Origin of the sequence: Cellulomonas sp. KRMCY2, from assembly GCF_000526515.1 — a bacterium.
Lineage (GTDB): Bacteria > Actinomycetota > Actinomycetes > Actinomycetales > Cellulomonadaceae > Actinotalea.
In genome coordinates this window covers 4,403,354-4,421,716 of sequence record NZ_JAGF01000001.1, presented here as the reverse complement: position 1 = coordinate 4,421,716, position 18,363 = coordinate 4,403,354, and the positions used below count along the sequence as shown (strand labels likewise).

Annotated in this window: 19 protein-coding genes and 1 pseudogene; 14 read left to right on the top strand and 6 right to left on the bottom strand. The window is 70.2% G+C overall.

Annotation, left to right across the window (positions count from 1 at the left end; translation table 11 throughout):
* Positions 1-97: 97 nt before the first annotated feature.
* Both K415_RS0120810 and K415_RS0120805 read left to right on the top strand, forming a co-directional pair.
* Positions 98-985: an alpha/beta fold hydrolase gene (locus K415_RS0120810; RefSeq protein ID WP_024288949.1), complete on the top strand. Its 888-nt coding sequence runs from the start codon at positions 98-100 to the stop codon at positions 983-985.
* A 140-nt stretch (positions 986-1,125) separates the two neighbouring features.
* On the top strand, positions 1,126-1,404 hold the full coding sequence (locus K415_RS0120805; RefSeq protein WP_024288948.1) for a hypothetical protein: 279 nt from the start codon (positions 1,126-1,128) through the stop codon (positions 1,402-1,404).
* A gap of 40 nt (positions 1,405-1,444) precedes the next feature.
* Here the strand turns inward: K415_RS0120805 and K415_RS0120800 are convergent, their stop codons facing one another.
* From K415_RS0120800 to K415_RS0120790, 3 genes are all read right to left on the bottom strand, one after another.
* Complete coding sequence (locus K415_RS0120800; protein WP_024288947.1) at positions 1,445-1,906, bottom strand: hypothetical protein; 462 nt, start codon at positions 1,904-1,906, stop codon at positions 1,445-1,447.
* A 122-nt stretch (positions 1,907-2,028) separates the two neighbouring features.
* Positions 2,029-2,637, bottom strand: coding sequence for a shikimate kinase (locus tag K415_RS0120795; protein WP_024288946.1), 609 nt, complete (start codon positions 2,635-2,637; stop codon positions 2,029-2,031).
* A 107-nt stretch (positions 2,638-2,744) separates the two neighbouring features.
* Positions 2,745-3,494 carry a hypothetical protein gene (locus K415_RS0120790; RefSeq protein ID WP_024288945.1) on the bottom strand — a complete coding sequence of 250 codons (750 nt, stop codon included), beginning with the start codon at positions 3,492-3,494 and terminating at the stop codon, positions 2,745-2,747.
* A 93-nt stretch (positions 3,495-3,587) separates the two neighbouring features.
* On the opposite strand from K415_RS0120790, the gene K415_RS0120785 reads away from it, so the two are divergent.
* From K415_RS0120785 to K415_RS0120760, 5 genes and pseudogenes are all read left to right on the top strand, one after another.
* Positions 3,588-3,776 (top strand): hypothetical protein, encoded by a 189-nt coding sequence (locus K415_RS0120785; RefSeq protein ID WP_155859543.1) that lies wholly within the window; start codon positions 3,588-3,590, stop codon positions 3,774-3,776.
* Positions 3,767-4,679: pseudogene (locus K415_RS23680) on the top strand (IS5 family transposase); the annotation flags it as partial. The gene K415_RS0120785 and the pseudogene K415_RS23680, both read left to right, overlap by 10 nt.
* 125 nt (positions 4,680-4,804) lie before the next feature.
* The gene (locus K415_RS0120770; protein ID WP_024285613.1) at positions 4,805-5,776 is read left to right on the top strand and encodes an IS481 family transposase; all 972 of its coding nucleotides are present in this window, start codon (positions 4,805-4,807) and stop codon (positions 5,774-5,776) included.
* A 56-nt stretch (positions 5,777-5,832) separates the two neighbouring features.
* The gene (locus tag K415_RS24130) at positions 5,833-5,994 is read left to right on the top strand and encodes a hypothetical protein (protein WP_155859542.1); all 162 of its coding nucleotides are present in this window, start codon (positions 5,833-5,835) and stop codon (positions 5,992-5,994) included.
* 89 nt (positions 5,995-6,083) lie between these two features.
* Positions 6,084-6,425: a hypothetical protein gene (locus K415_RS0120760; protein WP_029664291.1), complete on the top strand. Its 342-nt coding sequence runs from the start codon at positions 6,084-6,086 to the stop codon at positions 6,423-6,425.
* 48 nt (positions 6,426-6,473) lie between these two features.
* Here the strand turns inward: K415_RS0120760 and K415_RS0120755 are convergent, their stop codons facing one another.
* Entirely contained in the window at positions 6,474-6,899 is a 426-nt protein-coding gene (locus tag K415_RS0120755) for a hypothetical protein (protein WP_024288941.1), read from the bottom strand.
* A gap of 327 nt (positions 6,900-7,226) precedes the next feature.
* Here K415_RS0120755 and K415_RS0120750 point away from each other — a divergent pair, with 327 nt between their 5' ends.
* From K415_RS0120750 to K415_RS22285, 6 genes are all read left to right on the top strand, one after another.
* A complete protein-coding gene (locus K415_RS0120750) occupies positions 7,227-8,609 on the top strand; it encodes an IS1380 family transposase (RefSeq protein ID WP_024285360.1) in 1,383 nt (460 codons plus the stop codon).
* A gap of 315 nt (positions 8,610-8,924) precedes the next feature.
* Positions 8,925-10,016, top strand: a complete 1,092-nt coding sequence (trpS, locus tag K415_RS0120745) for a tryptophan--tRNA ligase (protein WP_051480694.1) — start codon at positions 8,925-8,927, stop codon at positions 10,014-10,016.
* 352 nt (positions 10,017-10,368) lie between these two features.
* Positions 10,369-11,205 (top strand): bifunctional 2-polyprenyl-6-hydroxyphenol methylase/3-demethylubiquinol 3-O-methyltransferase UbiG, encoded by an 837-nt coding sequence (locus tag K415_RS0120740; RefSeq protein WP_024288939.1) that lies wholly within the window; start codon positions 10,369-10,371, stop codon positions 11,203-11,205.
* A 357-nt stretch (positions 11,206-11,562) separates the two neighbouring features.
* Complete coding sequence (locus tag K415_RS0120735; protein ID WP_369795263.1) at positions 11,563-12,201, top strand: SigE family RNA polymerase sigma factor; 639 nt, start codon at positions 11,563-11,565, stop codon at positions 12,199-12,201.
* Position 12,202: 1 nt separating this feature from the next.
* Entirely contained in the window at positions 12,203-13,243 is a 1,041-nt protein-coding gene (locus tag K415_RS0120730) for a hypothetical protein (protein WP_024288937.1), read from the top strand.
* A 530-nt stretch (positions 13,244-13,773) separates the two neighbouring features.
* Positions 13,774-13,986, top strand: coding sequence for a hypothetical protein (locus K415_RS22285; RefSeq protein ID WP_034661494.1), 213 nt, complete (start codon positions 13,774-13,776; stop codon positions 13,984-13,986).
* Positions 13,987-14,451: 465 nt separating this feature from the next.
* On the opposite strand, the gene K415_RS0120710 is transcribed toward K415_RS22285, so the two are convergent.
* Positions 14,452-15,027 (bottom strand): DinB family protein, encoded by a 576-nt coding sequence (locus tag K415_RS0120710; RefSeq protein ID WP_024288934.1) that lies wholly within the window; start codon positions 15,025-15,027, stop codon positions 14,452-14,454.
* 763 nt (positions 15,028-15,790) lie between these two features.
* On the opposite strand from K415_RS0120710, the gene K415_RS0120705 reads away from it, so the two are divergent.
* The gene (locus K415_RS0120705; protein WP_024288933.1) at positions 15,791-17,263 is read left to right on the top strand and encodes an NAD(P)/FAD-dependent oxidoreductase; all 1,473 of its coding nucleotides are present in this window, start codon (positions 15,791-15,793) and stop codon (positions 17,261-17,263) included.
* Positions 17,264-17,318: 55 nt separating this feature from the next.
* Here K415_RS0120705 and K415_RS0120700 read toward each other — a convergent pair whose 3' ends face one another.
* Entirely contained in the window at positions 17,319-18,350 is a 1,032-nt protein-coding gene (locus K415_RS0120700) for a glycine betaine ABC transporter substrate-binding protein (protein WP_024288932.1), read from the bottom strand.
* Between the last annotated feature and the right edge of the window lie 13 nt (positions 18,351-18,363).

Genomic DNA, 18,363 nt, shown 5'->3' with positions numbered 1-18,363 from the left:
ACCACGGTGGAAGTGGGAGCCGCTCACACATCCTCACGCCGAGCCACTGGAGGAAAAGGTGGCGCCGTCCGGCCGCGGGTGCGGCTACGGTCGGGCCGTGCCGACCTTCCTCGCCCCTGACGGAGCCTCGCTCCACTACGACGTGCTTGGCGACCAAGGCCTTGGCGAGTGCGTTGTCATCGTGTTGGCGGGTGGCGCGGCTCGCGATCCTGGGTATCTCGGAGACCTGGCCGGACTCGCCAGCTCCTACCCCCTGGTGGTACCGCACCTGCGGGGAGTGGGGCGCTCTGCGGCGCCCAGCCGAGTCGAGGATGGTTCCTACTGGCGCCAGGCCGACGACGTCGAGGCTCTGCGCGTGCACCTGGGCGCCGAACGCGTCGTGGTCATCGGCCACTCCGCCGGCACGAGGCTCGCGATCGCCTACGCGACCCAGTACCCGCGCGGGCTCACCGGGCTGGTACTGATCACACCACCCGCCGGGTACCTTGTTGACGAGGCGTCCGACGCCGGTGCGCTCATCGACGCGCGCCGCGGTGAGCCGGCCTTTGACGCCGCCGTCGCAGCCCTGGAGGGAGCCCCGGACCTGGCGGGTGGCGACGACGCCTTCAACGCCTGGCAACAGATGTCGGCTCCGGCAAGCTACGCGGCCTGGGGACCGGTGGAACAGGAGCATGCGGGTATCGGGCAGTGGTACCTCGACGCGGCGCGCGCGTTCTTCACCGTCGACCCCCCGCACGACCTCCCGGCGCGTGTTCGGGCCGTCAGCGCGCCGGTGCTCGTCGTGGCCGGAGCCCAAGACTGCATGACTGGTGTGGCGCCGGTCAGGGCGCTGGCGAGGCTCTTCCCGGCGGGCCAGATCGTTGTTCTCGAGCGCTGCGGCCACTACCCGTGGGTCGAGCAGCCAGGCGCCTTCCGTGTTGCTGTCGATCCCTTCCTCGCAGCCTGCGTCACCGGTCCAGCCCGAGCCGCTGCCGGACTCCGGTAGGCAGCGCTCAGTGGAGTCCGCTCAAGCTGCAGGGGCGGCGTAGCCGATGGAGTCGCCGGCCTTGACACCCGCAACGCGGGGTGGGCCGCCGCGCCCGCGCGGAGTGCCGCATGCGCGGACAGTAGGGCACGATCTCTGCCATGGATCGGTTCTCGTTCCGCATCGAGGCATGTGAAGCGTCCATCGAGGGATTCGACGGGGTGGTGCTCGCGGGACCCGTGCTCGACCGAGGGCTCAACTTCCATGGCGGAGACACCGTCGTCGTTCCTACCCACGCCGGTTCGGCGCGTACCGAGTGCCTCGCGTTCGTCTTCCCACGCTGGGGCGCGGGTCGAGAGAACTGGCTGAGCATCACCGTCGACGGAGTGGACCCGTCACTCGTTCTGACGGGCGGCGTGGCCTACGTCGAGCCGGACTAAGAGAGCGACCGGCCCGCGGCATGAGCGTGCGCTCGGCGAACTAGCGCAGAGACACGACCCGGCGGTCCAGATCTGTCATGTTGCCCAGCAGGAGCGTCGTGCTGGTCTGTGGGAGTCCGATCTCCGGCCATGCGACGGTGAGTGCGAGCGTTCGATCGTGAGGCAGTTCGTTGACCCAGTAGTCGGCTCGCATCACGAATTGGCCGTCCCCACCTTCGGCCCCCTGCCGCCAGTGGTCGACTGGGCCACGCTTGCCGTTTGCCTCAGCGAGCAGCCGGAACGTCGGCGCGCTGTCAGGGCCGGGGAAGGAAGCACGGTTCGCGAGGTCGGCGCCATGGCCGTTGGCGAGGAGAACCAACAGAAGGTGAAGGCCGGTCGGGTGCGCGAAGACGCAGCGCAGGCCCACCGCAACTCCATTCGCCCGGCCGAGGAGGACCGGTCCGAGGACGACGACGCCCAGATCCTCGGGCAGCGGGTCGTTCGACCAGACGTGCTCGATCATGACCCCAGTATCGCTGCGCTCGCCCGCGTGGCGCTCGTAGGAAGGGGCCGGTCGGTGAACGGCCAGCGGCAGATGCGGGCTCCCAGGGCCTGCGCGGGCGGTGACGGCCGGATGAGCGCCGGCTATGACTGTGGTGCGACGCGTTGGTCTGGCGGGATCTCCTTGCGTACATGATCGAGAAGTCGCCCAGCCGTCGCGCCATGAGCCTCCCCGTCAGTGATCACGACGAGTGTTGCCACCCGTCGGCTGGCCTTGTCGTCGAGCCACTCGGCAAGAAAGTCATGTCCAGAGGCGACCCAATCGGTACCTTTCGTCGCGAGCGATCGCCTGCGCAGCTCGACGAGTGCGTCGTCGCGATCCAGCGACGGCAAGATGAGCGCGACGTGCGGCACCGCTGAGAGCGCACGGCTGACCTTGCCCGCCATGCGGGGATCGGTGAAGCTCGTATGCCCAGCGCCGAGCGCGACCACTGCGCCCGGGTGGTCGTCGAGCACACGACACACCGCATGGGCTCGCGCGGGCTCCCACTCTCGCTCCGCGGCGGCGCGACCTACAGCCGTGGCCCGCTCCACGAGCCGGTCGATGCTCCATCCGACCTCGACGTAGTACTGGTCACCCAACTCGTCGACGTCGACGAAAGGAACCCCCAGGCGATCGGCGACCAGCGCCCCCAGAGTCGACTTACCGACCGCAGCCGGTCCGACCAGCACCAAGACAGGCACGCCATCCACGCCGCCATCGTCGCACGGAGGCACCTACGGCCGGCGAAGCCGTCGAGCAGCCAGCGGCTTCGACAGAGGGCTGGACCGTCCGCTCATCGGCACGAGCGGCGTTGTGTTCAGGTCCCGGAGGCCATGTAGGCGGCGAGGATGTAGTTCGGGTGTCGGTCGAGGGTGGTGCTGGCGGCGTGGCGGTCCATGCGGCGGCCCAGGGTGTTCAGGAGCAGTGGTCCGTCAACGCGGTTGGCGACGGCGCGGTCCACAGAGCGGGCGACGGCTGGCGGCAGCGGGACCAGGACGACCTTGTGGCCCTTGCCGACAACTCGCAGCACGCGGTGACCGTGCTCCTCGCCGAGGTCCGTGATGTCCGCCGCGCAGGCTTCGAAGATCCGCAGCCCAAGGAGCCCGAGCAGACACACCAAGGCGAAGTCGCACCTGTTGTCCGAAATGCGTGAAGCGGTCAGCCGGGCTTCGAGCTGGAGGTGGCTCAGCCCGAGGGTGGGTGACTCGGGTGGCACGTTGGGGCGGCGCACGTACTCGGCCGGTGAGTGCTCGAGGATCTCGTCAATTGCGCAGGTGCGATAGAAGCCCCCCACGATGGGCATCCGCCGCGAGACCGTCGACGCCGCGTAGCGGCGAGTCTCCTGCATCCAGCGGACGTACAGCTCGATGGGAGGCAGCCGGGCAGCCAGCGGGTCAAGTCCGCGCTCCTGGCACCAGGTCAGGAAGGCGCGCAGGTCCGACTCGGCATGGCGGCGCGTCTCGCCCCGGTACCGAGCGAGGTACCCCGCGACCGCCAGCCGCAGCGGATCGGCCCGCCACCGCTCGTCGATCGTGAGGATGGGTAGGGACTCCGGTGTGGGTGTCATGACCGAGCATCCACCCGCCAGGCCCAGATGTTCCACAGCACCCGGTCCGCGGCAGGCGGCGTGAGCGGGTGCTGCGCCGGGCAGACTGGCGTCATGAGTCTTGCCGCGGCCGAGTTCCTTGAACGGCTGAGAGCGCTCGTGCCGGAAGCCGAGTCGACTGTGCGTGAGCACCTCGGCGACAACGATGAGGAGTTGTTGCTGGACCTGCTCACTGCAGACCTCAGACGACTAGAGCGTGTCTCCCATATCTGGGGTGAGGCTTGCGGCAGTCTGTGCCGGTGACGTCGTCTTCTCGGTATCAGGTGTTCTCTGACGCGCAGTGGGCTCGGGTGGAGCCGTTGTTGCCGTCCAACGCGGGCCGGCGGGGTCATCCCTTCGCAGACAATCGGCGGGTGGTCGAGGCGATCGCCTACCGGTACCGGACCGGGATCCCGTGGCGCGACCTGCCGCGCGAGGCGTTCGGGCCGTGGCAGACGGCGTGGAAGCGCCACCGCCGGTATGCCGCGGACGGAACGTGGGACCGGGTGCTGGCGCGGTTGCTGGCCGAGGCCGACGCGGCCGGGAAGCTGGACTGGAAGGTCTCGGTGGACGCCACGATCGCTCGCGCGCACCAGCACGGCACGAACACGTCCCGCCCGGACCAGGACACGGGGGGCAGGGTCGAATCACAGGAATCTGCCGATCAGAGAGTGTGAACCTGCAGGTCACGGCATCGGACGCTCACGCGGTGGGCTGACCACCAAGATCCACGCCGCCGTCGACGGGAACGGACGCCCGCTCGCCGCCGTGGTCACCGGTGGGCACCGCAACGACGGCGCCCTGCTCGAAGCAGTCCTGGCCGACATCCGCGTCCCACGCCTGGGCCCTGGGCGTCCACGCACCCGGCCCGAGGCGGTGATCGCCGACAAGGCCTACTCCGCCGGGGTCTACCGCCACGCCCTGCACGCCCGAGGGATCACGGTCGTGATCCTCGAGAAGTCCGACCAGATCGCCGCCCGCAAACGCCGGGGGTCGCGCGGCGGGCGACCACCCGGGCTGGATACCGCCGCCTACCGCGGCCGCAACGTCGTCGAACGCCACTTCGCCCTGACCAAGCAATGGCGCGGCCTGGCCACCCGCTACGACAAGCTCGCCATCACCTACCGCGCCGCCATCATCCTGGCCGCCTGCCTCACCTGGACGCGCATATGGGAGACACGCCCTAGTTGTAGTTCCTCGGGACGTTGTGATCAGCGTGGCGTGAGCGGGGAGGCGAGGACCTCCGGTATCGAAGGGGTTACCAGACCGTCTTCGAACACCCGGAGGTCCTCGTGACTCACGCTAACGCCCCGTTGACCCCGACCGGCAGGTTGCGGTTGGCCAAGGTGATCGTCGAGGACGGGTGGGCGGTGCGCCGCGCAGCCGAACGGTTCCAGTGCTCCCCGGCAACAGCGAGCAAGTGGGCCAGGCGGTATCGAGCTGGGCAGCCGCTGACGGACCGGTCCTGCCGGCCGCGCCGGTCCCCGAGCCGGTGCCCGCGCCGCACGGAACGGCGGATCGTGGCGTTGCGGTTCACCCGCCGGTGGGGCCCGCACCGCATCGCCTACCACCTGCACGTCCCGCGCTCGACGGTCGGCAGGGTCCTGGCCCGCTACCAGATGCCCTTGCTGGCCCACCTGGACCAGGCCACCGGGCTCCCGGTGCGCAAGGCCGCCGCGGTCCGCTACGAGGCCAGCGCGCCCGGGGATCTGGTGCACGTGGACATCAAGAAGCTCGGCCGGATCCCCGACGGCGGCGGACACCGCGTGCTGGGCCGCCTGGCCGGCAAGAAGAACAGCCCGGGCCACGGCCGCGGTCCGGGCTATGCGTTTCTGCACCACGCCGTCGACGATCACTCCCGTCTGGCCTATTCCGAGATCCTGGCCGACGAACGCAAGGAGACCGCGGCGGGGTTCTGGAGCAGGGCCAACGCGTTCTTCGCCGGGATCGGGGTCACGGTGACCGCGGTGATGACCGACAACGGCTCCTGCTACCGGTCTCGAGCGTTCGCCGCGGCCCTCGGCGAGGGTGTCAAGCACCGGCGCACCCGCCCCTACCGGCCCCAGACCAACGGCAAGGTCGAGAGGTTCAACCGCACCCTGGCCACCGAGTGGGCCTACGCCGCCACCTACACCTCCGAGGCGGCCCGCGCCGCGACCTACGATGCCTGGCTGCACCACTACAACCACCACCGACCCCACACCGGCATCGGCGGCGCCGTCCCCTCAGACCGCGTTCACAACCTCACGGGGAACTACAACTAGCCATCGCCTGGTTCAATGCCGCGCAGGACGAGCCGCTTCTCCGACTCCTGGACGTCGTGGCCACGGGGCTGCGTCAGGGCGACGACCACGTGCGCGGCGCCATTGCGGTCTCCTTCGTTGAGGACACCGGTTGGTGGGAGCCCGAGATGCAGCCGTTCATCGCGACCTGGCCGGCCGAGCTCGTCAACGAGTTGGCGCGCCAGCGAGCTGGCGGGTGAGGAGCCCGCTTCCTGGCACGAGCGCCCCGGAAGCGGCATTTGCGGATGGGTCGGACCTGCTCACTGGCACGATGGTGACCATGGTGACCATGGCGACTGTGACGCTCTGGCGACCTACCGGGCCGCAGGAGTTGGCCCTGGTCGAGGCGTCCGGTTGGCGCGAATGGCCGCCGAGGTTGCCGGGCCAGCCGGTCTTCTACCCCGTGCTGAATGAGGACTATGCGACCAGGATCGCCAGGGACTGGAACGTCAAGGCGAGCGGCGTCGGGTACGTGACCAGGTTCGAGATCGAGGAGGAGTTCCTCGACCGCTACAAGGTTCACCAGGTAGGCGGGCAGACGATCTTGGAGTACTGGATTCCGGCGGAGAACTTGCCTGACTTCAACCGACACATCGTCGGCCGTATCGAGGTCGTCGCCGAGTACCGCTGAGCACGAAGCTCACGGCATCACCGCGCGCAAGTGCGCCTGACGTCCATGTCAGTCCGGCTCGACTGGAGTGGTGGGATCGAGCACCCAGGCGCGGAACCGTTCGTCGTCCTGGTCGGGCACCGGCAGGTAGGTGTCGCGGCGCAAGAGAACGCGGCCGTGACCGCAGACGCGTGGACCCTCGTACATCGGGAGCACGTCACCGATCGCGACGTGGCTCCACTCGGACACCGTCTGGGGGAGCGGCGGCACGATCACGACGCGCACCTCGTCGCCCGGGTGAATGTCCTCCTTCGAGAAGGCCAGGACGGGCGCACCAGTTTGATCTGGGGCCGCCATCTGCGGCAGACCCCAGTTCGGCCTGTACTGGACCTTCGCGTCGCGCCTGGCCCCGCCCAGCAGCGGCGTCCGCCGCCCACCTTGCTCCGTCTTCGTGAGCCGAAGCAGCACGCCGAACGCAAACGTCGACTCAGTCACAGGGCGATCGTACGAGCGGCCATCACCCGCAGGGGCGCGGTACAGCGGCATGCCCGTGCAACGGCATGCCGCCATGCCGGACAGCGGCTATGAGCGGGCGCTCGCGCCGCGCTACTTGACGATCGCGCGCGCGATCTTGTGTCCGTAGCGAGCGAAGCTCTCACGGTAGCCGCTCCAGGTAGCCGTGGGAGAGGAGCTCGCGGGCTAGCCTCGCGCTTTCATGGCAGGGGGCGTTGGGGTCGTGGCGTGACGTGAAAAGTGCTCCTGACCTGGGATGATGTGGCTTGTCGAGGGCCGTGTCAGTCCAGTTCGAGGAGCACCTTTCAGGTGAAGCAGACTACCGGGTTCTATCCGCGGCTGACGGTCGACACGAGCGGGCGGACAGCGGTGGGCCAGGCCGGTGGGGTGCTGTTGTGCTCCACGGTCCGGGCTGCGGGTCTGGACGTGGCCCTGTCGGGCGAGCTGGCCAGGTGGCGGCGGCCGACGGCCAGGCATGACCCGGCCAAGGTCCTGCTGGACCTGGCGATCACCTTGGCCCTGGGTGGGGACACCTGCTCAGACCTGGCGGTGGTCCGCGCCGAGCCGGCGGTCTTCGGGGCGGTGGCCTCCGACCCGACGCTCTCGCGCACGATCGCGACCCTTGCCGGCGACGCCGACCGGGCGCTGGCCGCGATCGACCGGGCCAGGGCCACGGCCCGAGCGCGGGTCTGGGAGCGGGCCGGGGCCGGCGCCCCGGACCATGACGTCAGCGCCGACGCCCCGCTGGTCGTGGATGTCGACGCGACCCTGGTGATCGCGCACTCGGAGAAGGAGAACGCCCGCCCGACGTTCAAGAAGGGCTTCGGGTTCCACCCGTTGTGCGCGTTCGTCGACCACGGGCCCGCCGGGACCGGTGAACCGTTGGCCATCATGCTGCGGCCCGGGAACGCCGGGTCGAACACCGCCGCCGACCACATCACCGTGATCAGCGCCGCGTTGCGTCAACTGCCCGGAGCCCGGCGCGGGAAGTCGGTGCTGGTGCGCATCGACGGGGCGGGGTCCACCCACAAGGTCATCGACTGGCTCACCGGTCGCCGGTTGTCCTACTCGGTCGGGTTCACCCTGCCCGAGAACACCCCTGACCTGCTACGACTCATCCCCGAGCACGTGTGGACCGAGGCGTGTGACGCCCACGACGCCGTCCGGGACGGGGCATGGGTCGCCGAGCTTACGCACCTGCTGGACCTGACCGGCTGGCCGCCCGGGATGCGCGTGATCGCCCGCAAGGAACGGCCCCACCCCGGAGCCCAGCTGCGGTTCGACGACGTTGAGGGGATGCGGATCACCGCGTTCGCGACCAACACCGTCCGCGGCCAGCTGCCCGACCTGGAGCTGCGCCACCGGCGCCGGGCCCGCTGCGAAGACCGGATCCGCATCGCCAAGGACACCGGCCTGGCCAACCTGCCCCTGGCCTCCTTCGCCGCCAACCGGATCTGGTGCGCCGTCGTCGCGTTGGCCGCCGACATCACCGCCTGGATGCAGATGCTCGCGTTCGCCGACACCGCGGCCCGCCGCTGGGAACCCAAGAAGCTGCGCTACCGGATCTTCACCATCCCCGCGACACTGGCCCGCACCGGACGACGCGTCCGGCTGCACCTGTCGGCCCGATCCCCCTGGGCCCACCCGACCCTGACCGGCCTGAGCCGCCTGGCCGAACTCGCCCCGGGCTGAACCCCGCGAACTCGTCCCCACGACCCCGCCCGACCCCCGGCCATGGAACCGGCGCCCACCCGAGGCGAGACCCGGGAACCTGTCACACCCAACCGCAACAATCAGACCCCAGCGACGCCACCGACGGCCGCCCCACCGACCTCAGCCGCACCGCGAAAGATCGAGGCTAAGCTTCGGATTGTGTCTCGTCTATCGCGCACCGGGTGGTGGCCGTCCTTGTGGCGGCCGTGACCTGAATCTGTCTCGGGCTGCCTTCGGGTGGCTCGACGGCGTGCGCCACGCCCGACGATGCGATGGCGAGGGCAGCTCCCCTGAATGCCTGGGAGAACTGTGAGCACCACCGTGACCACTACCGACGCATCCTTTGCCGTGTCCGCCGCGCGCAGCGCAGACCTCGAGGCACAGATCGCTGAGCACCCGGGCGACTTCCGGGTCTTGACCGGGGACCGACCCACCGGGGCCCTGCACCTGGGGCACTACTTCGGCACTCTGGCCAACAGGGTGCGACTGCAGCGCGCCGGCGTCGAGGTGTTCGTCGTGATTGCCGACTACCAGGTGATCACCGACCGCGACAGCGTCGGGCACCTGTCGCGCAACCTTGGCGAGCTGCTGCTGGACTACCTCGCCGCCGGGATCGACCCGGACACGGCGACCGTGTTCGCGCACAGCGCGATCCCTGCCTTGAACCAGTTGATGTTGCCGTTCCTGAGCCTGGTCACTGCGGCGGAGTTGCGGCGCAACCCGACGGTGAAGGCCGAGTCCGAAGCCACCGGGGAACGCTCCATGAGCGGTTTGCTCCTGACTTACCCGGTCCATCAGGCCGCCGACATCTTGTTCTGCCACGGCAACCTCGTTCCGGTCGGCCGCGACCAGCTGCCGCATGTGGAGACCACCCGGCTGATCGCCCGCCGCTTCAACGAGCGCTACGCGGGTGGTGCCGTCGTGTTCGGCGAACCCGACGCCCTGCTCACCGACGCCCCGGTCCTTCTCGGAACCGACGGCACCAAGATGAGCAAGTCGCGCGGCAACGCCATCGAGCTACGCAGCACCGAAGACGAGACCGCCGCGCTGATCCGGCGGGCCAAGACCGATGCCCACCGGACGATCACCTACGACCCGGTCGACCGGCCGGAGGTCGCGAGCCTGTTGCTGACCGCGGCCATGTGTACCGACGCCGATCCCGTCGACTTCGCCGACTCCATCGGCAGCCGCGGCGCCGGCGCCCTCAAGGCGCTAGTGACCGAGGCCGTGAACGAGTACTTCCGTCCGCTGCGACGTCGCCGCATCGACCTGGCGGGTGACCCCGAGCACCTGCGTGCCGTGCTGGCTCGCGGCAACGCCCGCGCCAACGAGATCGCCAACGACACCCTCGACGACGTCCGACACGTCATGGACATGACCTACTAGGGCCGCGTGCGGTGGGCCGCTGCGTCACGATGGGCGCCCCGCCCCGGCCGGGGGCGTACGGGTCAGGGTGGCGGCACTCGCTGGGGGCGCTGGGGACGGCCCGGGCAGTATGGGCACTCCGGGTCTCCCTACGCGGACGGTGCTCAACCAGCGATCACACGAAGGGGAGAGTTCGCTGTCGTGAGCGTCGCAGTAGAGCAGGCTGCTGCCGCCGCACACTTCGCAGACCCACGCCACGCGCTGAACCTACTGCCCTGGGCTCAGGGCGATGCTGCTTCGCCACATCAGCGGCAGATGCGGACGTGCGGCATTGTCCTTGCGCTCTCGGGTCTGAGCCGACACGCTCTCGTGCATGGTTGCGACCGATCCTCACGATGTCGTCGGCGACCCCAGGGACGGTACGGATCAGGCCGCCATCGCTCGCGTGTATGACCGGCACGCTGCCGTCGAGTACGAGCGGCTCGATCGTTCCCTGCGCCATCGAGCGGAGTTCGTGCTCAGTGCCGAACTGCTCGATGAGTATGTGGCGCCGGGTGCTGAGGTTCTCGACGTGGGCGCCGGCCCTGGCCGTTATGCGGAGCATCTGCTGGGCAGGGGATGCCGGGTGGGCCTGACCGACTTGTCGGCGAACTCGCTGCGGCTGTTCGAGGAGCGGATCGAGCCGGACCTTGCCGACGGGGTGCTCTTTTGTCGGCAGGGCTCGGCCACGGACCTGGGATGGCTTGCCTCGGAGTCGTTTGATGTGGTGCTGCTGATGGGACCCCTCTACCACCTTGTCAGCCGCGTGGAGCGTCATGCTGCGCTACGGGAAGCCTGGCGAGTGCTGCGCCCCGATGGTGTCGTGGTCACCGCGTACATCTCCGCGTACAAGAACATGGTCGAGGCGGTCGCTGATGGCGACGGGGACGAGGTCGAGCGCCTGCGGGCTGGCGGCCCCACGACCCACCTGGGCATGCAGCAGTACCGCACGTGGCCCCGGCTAGCCACTGAGGAGCTCGCCGAGGCCGGTTTTGAGGTCCTGCGCACGCGCAATCTGGAGGGCCTTGCTTCGCTCCTGGATCTCGACACCCTCGAGGCCCACGACGACGAGGCGTTCTTCGCGATGCTCCGAAAGACGTGCGAACTGCCCGATCTGCTCGGCGCGACGCTGCACTTCGCCTGCGTAGCCCGACGGCTGGCCGACGCGTGACCGACGGGCACCACGTCGGCGTCATCCCGCACTGGGTGAGGTACGCCCGGTAGCCGACGAGGTCGCTGGCCCGCCGAGCAGGCCCACAACACCGGGACACCCGCCCCACGGCAAACCCGCGGTGCGCGGCAGATGCGGGCGAGCGTAGCCGGCCGGGGCGCGGCCATGACCGGATGTGCCCTCGTCGTTCTCGCCTCCCGCGTCCCAGGTCTCCTGGCCTTGGGTCGGCGAGCATGGGAGACGTGACTGGCGTGGTTCATCCATGACCGCTGAGCCGGCGCCCTCGAGGACGCATCGGCGGTGGACCCGCCCGCGCCCGAGAGGCAACCTTCTGGGTCGAACGAACGTGTAGAGGTGGTGAGCTCAATCCCCGTCAGCCGAGGCACATTCGACGAGACCGGCTGCAACCCCACCTCCGACGGGCGCCCGGGCTCCAGCTCGGGCTGGGAAGAGGCCGACATCCCGGTGGTGCTGGGCGCCGGGACGCGCGACGAGGAGTTCACCGCGTTCATGCGGTCGGCCTCGCCAGGGCTGGGCCGGGTCGCTTGGCTGCTCTGCGGGGACGTTCACCAGGCCGAGGAACTGGTCCAGCACGCCCTGGTCCGAACCTACGTCGCCTGGCCGAGAGCCCGAGAGCGCGACCCGTACGCCTACGCGAGGCGGGTGCTGGCCAACCAGCGGATCGACACCTGGCGCCAACGCCGGCGCGAGGTCCTGGTCGACCCGTCGACAGTGCCTGACCGCGGGCAACCAGCCGGAAACCCCGAGGACCGCGACCGGCTGATACGTGCACTCGCCCTCCTGACGCCTCGCCAGCGTCGGGTCGTCGTGCTCCGGCACCTGATGGACCTGAGCGAACGCCAGGTCGCCGACGACCTCGGGATCGGTGTGGGCACCGTGAAGTCCACCGCGTCGCGGGCGCTGGCCCGGCTACGCACCGAGCTCGCAGACCAGGCAAGCGGAGAGACACAGCCCGCCGGTCGGAAAGGACACTGAGATGACCGAGGACGAGCAGTTCGCCGAGCGGTTGCGCACCCGCGTCGACCCGCTGACACCGACGATCGAGGTCGACCACTCGAACGTCTTGGCCCGCGGCCGGCGGCGCCGCACCGCCCGCCGCGCCCTCGGGCTCACCGCGGCGGTTGGCGTCGTCGCTGCCGCCGGAACGGGCGTGGCGGTGTTCGGGATCCCGGGTTGGGCCGGGGACGTGGCGCCAGCCGTGGACGGTTCAGGGGAACCCTCCATAGCCAGCACGCCCACGCCTGGGTCGACCGTCGAGGCTCCGCTACCCCCACCGGTCGCGCCGTACGGCGCAGCAGACTTCGCCGTGTCGGCCGACGGGACGGTCACCGGAGTATCCGGTGACCCCTGGGAAGGCGACGGGCTCTACTGGTACACCGCCGACGAGCTCCGTGACACGTCCGGGAACGTGCTCGAGAGCCACGAGGACTGGCAGAGCCGCGAGCGTCCGGGCCTCGGCATGTCCGACGCCGACACCGCAGGCGCCTGGAGCAAGGGCCCAGCGGCGATCCTCGGCACATTCGTGGTCGCTGGGGTCGAGCTCGACCTGCTCGCCGAGCCCGCCTACCTCCCGACCGACCCCACCGCGCTCGACCAGGTGGTCCGCGCGAGCATTGCCCTCGACCAGCGCAACGGCGCGGGCCGGGGTCCAACGGACCAGCGCGCGTTCCAGCGCGTGACCGAACTGCTGATGTGGAACAGCGGCACGCTGCCCCAGGATCTCCGCGACGCGCTTTGGCAGGTAGCGGTCGCGGTGCCGGGTGCCGAGTCGTGGGTCGGCACCGACCCGGACGGCCGGGCGGCCGAGATCGTGCACTTCACATACCAGCCCGGAGACGGCCCTGACATCGAGATCTACCGCGACCCAGGAACAGGACTCGTGATCGCGACCCACTACCTCAGCGATGGGACGTCGATCGAAACCTGGGACGTCGTGACGGAACAGGGCCCCATCTCGGCCATCCCACTGCAGCCGACACTTGAGCTGGCCGGCTGCGCGACCTGGATCACGTGCTGAACGTTCCCTGGGTGAGCTCCACATCGGCAGAGGCGCGGACGGCGGCACGAGCGGGCGCTCTGGGAGTTGTGGGCTGGCATGCTCGACCTTGTGTCAACGCGACAGGACGGAATCACGCCCGGGTGGCGGCTCGTGCACATTGGCTTTGAAGGCGACGCAGTCGACATCGACGGGCTGAACCCCTGGACGGCCAGCGACTGGGGGCCGTCGATCGGACGCATCACCGTCGCACACCCGTCTTACCCGGCGCAGCGCCACACCATTTACAGGTGGAGAGTCCCGGGGCCGAGCGGCCTGGTGGAGTTCGCCGCCGGCGAGTTCTCAAATGGGGTGTGGGGCCACTACGTGCCGACATAGCGCTGCTGTCGCAGGTCGGCCCGAAGCGTCCGGCCGCAGCTGGCGAGGGTGGCAGCCCGTTCAAGCCGGGCCGGGTCCGTGACGGGGTCCTCGCGCTGCGGCCGCGATTCGGGCCCCCACCCGTTCTCTCGCGCACGCTGCGGCTATGAGCGGGTGCACGCGCGGCTACCTTCGTGAGCATGGACGACCGAGGTTGCGACTTCTGTCGCGACGACCACAACATGCACTTCGGCCACGTCGAACAGGTCGCGTCCAACGAGGACAAGGGCGTGCTTCTGAGGTGCCCGGAGTGCGCCTGGTTGTACCTGGACCCATGCGACGGGCGTTCTGAACCGCTCTCCATCGACGCTCTCGACGCGGCGAGCTGGTTCGGCTTCTCCCCGTGACCCGAGCTCGCGCTCAGCGGCACCAGCACCTGCCATCTGCGGCATGACCGCGCGGCCGCCGCGTCGGTGGGCGGGGCTTACCTGCTCCGCCGCTTGTGCAGAATGAACGCGACCACCAGTAGCCCCACGACTGTTGCGATCGCGACAGGAACTGAGAGCGCCTCGGCACCTCCGACGAACCCGTGTGCGGGAACACGCGGATCGCCGTCGATGAGGACGGTCTCGTCAGTAGGCGAACGGAGAGCGGGCGCCACGGTGACCGCGTCCTCGTTCATGACGAGGCGATGACCGAGCCACCGTTACAGCACTGCAGCGGCGGGTCTCCCAGCCGGACGTTCTTGGTCCTGAGGGCAATCGACGAGGCCGTCCCACCACCGAGCCGGCGTGGTGGTCGATGCCGCTGCCGGGTCCTCCTGCACAGCGACCTCTGACATCTCTAGGCGGCCGGTCAGGCTGTTGACCGCGTCAGACCAGGCGGGCGGCCGCCCGCGCTGCAGCGTCGATCTGCGACCGGTGTGCCGCCCAGTCCTCGTCGGAGGACGTCGCCGGGTGCGCGGCGACCGCGTCGTCCAGCTGTTCACGCAGGATGTCGGCATGACCGGCATGCCGGTTGGTCTCGGTGAGGACGTGCACCATCACGTTGAACAGCTTCACCTCAGGCTGCGGCCACCAGGGGACGACACCGGGGGCGTCGATCGGCAGGGCCTCGATCGTGGCGTCGGCGTGAGCACACGCCCGGCGGTACCCGTCGAGGATGTCGCCGCGCGACTCCCGCTCGGTGACCCACAGGCTGTCGCGGTTCGCGTAGTCGGGATCGTCGAAGTTGGGAATCTGCTCGGGATACGGCCGGCCGAAGATGTCACCGAGGTACCGCGCCTCCGACAGGGTCAAATGCTTGACCAGACCGAGCACATTGGTCCCCGTCCTTGTGAGCGGACGCCGAGCGTCGTACTCGGAGAGACCCTCGACCTTGCTGAGGATCGAACGGCGCACCCAACGCAGGTCGTCGTGGAGGTACGCCTTCGCATGGTCGTCGATCACGGAGTAAGCATGCACCTCCGGCAGTCGTTGATCAGATCGACGTGCCACGTCACTGATCGCGGAGTGGCCTGTTGTGCCCGCCGATCGGCCGCACACGCTCATCGGCATGAGCGAGCACCCGCGAGGCCCTCTGGGCAACCGTCGTTCGCCCGAGGTGTGGCGGCTGCGCCGGTGCACCTCGTCCCCACGGAGTCGGTCATGTTCGGCATTGGATTCCACCGGTCCTCAGGCTCAGCGGCCCACGCGCGCGGCGATCGCTGAGCACCGTCGGCTCGGCAGCGGCTTTCGGACGGCGACGCTGGGCGCGTCCACGCCCGTCGGTGGCGAACTCCGGAGGCACTGGTGAACTCACTCGAGACTTCAGCCCCACCTGCGGCCGAGAGGATGCTCACGACCAAGGAGCTGGCGACCCGATGGGCCGTCTCGACGGGCTCCCTCGCGAACGACCGAGCCCTGGGCCGCTCAGCGGTTCCCTACGTCAAGATCGGCGACCGAGTGCGCTACCGCCTCAGCGATGTCGTCAGGTTCGAGGAGGGCGCGCTGCGGGGTTCGGGGTTCGAGTCCCTGATGGCGCACAGAAGAGGGCCCTTGACCGGCAACCATGCTGGTCAGGGGCCTTCGTCATGCCGGGTGGTCGGCGCCGGGGTGTGCTGGGCGTGCGTCGGCCCGGGCGGCGGGCGACCATGGGACGGCGCGGGTGGCTCACCCGCCTGACCACCGTGCCTATCGCCCGCCGGGGCGACGGCCGACACCTGGAGAGTCGATGTCCGCAACCGAGCCCGGGAACAGCAGCTACGACGTCCTGATCATCGGCGCGGGGGCCGTCGGGGAGAACGTCGCCGATCGCGCAGGACGGACGGGACTGCGGGTCGCCATCATCGAGTCCGAGCTGGTCGGGGGAGAGTGCTCGTACTGGGCCTGCATGCCGTCCAAGGCGCTGCTGCGCCCCGGTGCGGTGCTGGCCGCGGCTCGCGCCGTCGACGGTGCGCGGCAGGCCGTGACGGGCTCGCTCGACCAGGCCGCCGTGCTCCGGCGAAGGGACCGGATCGCGAGCGACTGGGACGACGGGTCCCAGGTCGCGTGGCTCGACGGCGCAGGGATCGACCTGATCCGGGGCCGGGCCAGGTTCACGGCACCGCGAACCGTCGAGGTCGCCGGCGATGACGGACCGGCGCGGGTCCTCGTGGCCCGGCATGTCGTCGTCGTCGCGACGGGCAGCGACGCGGTGGTCCCCGAGATCCCCGGGCTCGCCGAGTCCGAGCCGTGGACGAGCCGTGAGGCGACCTCGGTCCAGGACGTGCCGGCGTCGCTGGCCATCATCGGCGGCGGGGTCGTCGCGGTCGAGATGGCGACGGCCTTCGCAGACCTGGGCACCCAGGTGACAGTGCTCGTGCGTGGCGACCGGCTGCTGGGCGGGACGGAGCCGTTCGCCGGGCGGGCCGTCGCAGCGGCGCTGGCAGCCCGAGGCGTGGACCTGCGCCTGAGCACCGGGGTCACCCGCGTCGTGCGGGACGACCACGGCGTGCGGCTGACGCTCGGCGACGGCGGGACGGTCATGGCCGAGCAGGTCCTGGTCGCGACCGGGCGGCGGCCGCGGTCGGCCGACCTGGGGCTCGAGACGATCGGGCTCGAGCCGGGTGCGCCCCTGGTGGTCGACGACTTCCAGCAGGTCGTGCAGGTCGCCGACGGCTGGCTCTACGCCACCGGCGACGTGACGGGCCGGGTCGCCACGACGCACCAGGGCAAGTACGACGCCCGGATCGCGGGCGATGTCATCGCCGCCCGGTTCGGGCCGCGCGGCGATCCTGCGGTGGTCCGGGACGCACCGGCCTGGAGCCGGTTCCGGGCCACGGCCGACCACGGCGCCGTGCCGCAGGTCGTGTTCTCCCGGCCGGAGGTCGCCTCGGTCGGTCTCACCGAGGCCGCCGCCCGGGCCGCCGGCCACCCGGTGCGCAGCGTCGAGGTCCCGCTGAGCTCCGCGGCCGGGGCCACCGTGGCGGCCGACGGCGACGACGGCCGCCCCGGGTACGAGGGCACGGCGTCCTTCGTCGTCGACACCGAGCGCGACGTCCTGCTCGGCGCCACGTTCGTCGGGCCGGACGTCGCCGAGATGCTGCACGCCGCGACGATCGCCGTCGTCGCGGAGGTGCCGATGCACCGGCTGTGGCATGCGGTGCCGGCCTATCCGACAGTCAGCGAGGTCTGGCTGCGCCTGATGGAGGCCTACGGCCTCTGACGGGCAGCTGCGTCGTCTCTGACGGGCACCTGCGTCCGGTGCGGGTGCCCGCTGGTCAGCCGGCGAGCGCCGCGTCGGAGGAGAAGACCAGGCCGACGGCGATCTGACCCTGCTGGAGGGCGGCCTTGGTCAGCGGGCCACCGGCGTCGAGCGACGTGAAGTCGGCGACGTCCAGGCCGTAGACCTCTTCGAGCCCGGGCTGGCAGAACGGACGCTCGGGGCACTCGGGCGGCCCGCCCAGGACGATGCCACCGCACGTCTCGGCCAGCTCGGTCAGCGTGCTCACGTCGTGCTCGTCGGCGAAGGCCTGCGTCACGGCGAAGGCGTTCTGGTCCTGGGCGGCGGCGGGAGTCCCGAAGACGAGCCCGGCGGCCTCGCCGAGACCGGTCAGCGCGGTGGTCGTGGCGACGAGGTCCGAGCTGGCCACCGTGGCGGCGTCGGCCCCGTTGGCGGTCTTGTTGAGGAACTCGGTCAGGGTGCCCACGTACTCCGGGACGACGGTGAGGTCACCGGACTCCAGTGCCGGGAGGTAGGTCTCCCGGTTGCCGATGGTCTGGGTCGTCGCGTCGTAGCCGGCCGCCCGCAGCACGCCCGCGTACAGCTCGGCGAGCGTCGCGCTCTCGGAGAAGTTGCCCGCGCCGACCACGACGCGGGTGCCGTTGCCGACCTGGTCCTGCACGCCGAGCCCGCTGGACTCGAGGTACGCGGCGGCGACCTGGCTCGACGTCTGGCGGTCGACGTCGACGGCCTTGTTCAGGCTGATCAAGGTCGCCGTGTCGAGCGTGGCCGACAGCTCGTCGAGCAGCGGCAGCAGCGCGGCGTCGTCGGCGATCGCTGCCGCGTTGACGGCCGGGACGATGTTGTCGACGGTCTGCAGGCCCTGGTCGTCGTCGAGGACGACCAGCGCGTCGCCGGCGACGGGTTCGCAGGCCGCGAGGGCGCTCGCGGTCGCCATCGGCTCCTCGGTGGCGTCCTGCGTCGCGGCGGGCTGGGCGTCGCCGTCGGAGGAGCCTGCTTCACCGCACGCCGAGACCAGCAGGAGGACACCTGCGGCGGTCATGGCCAGGATCGAACGTCGTACGCGCATCAGGAGCTCCCCA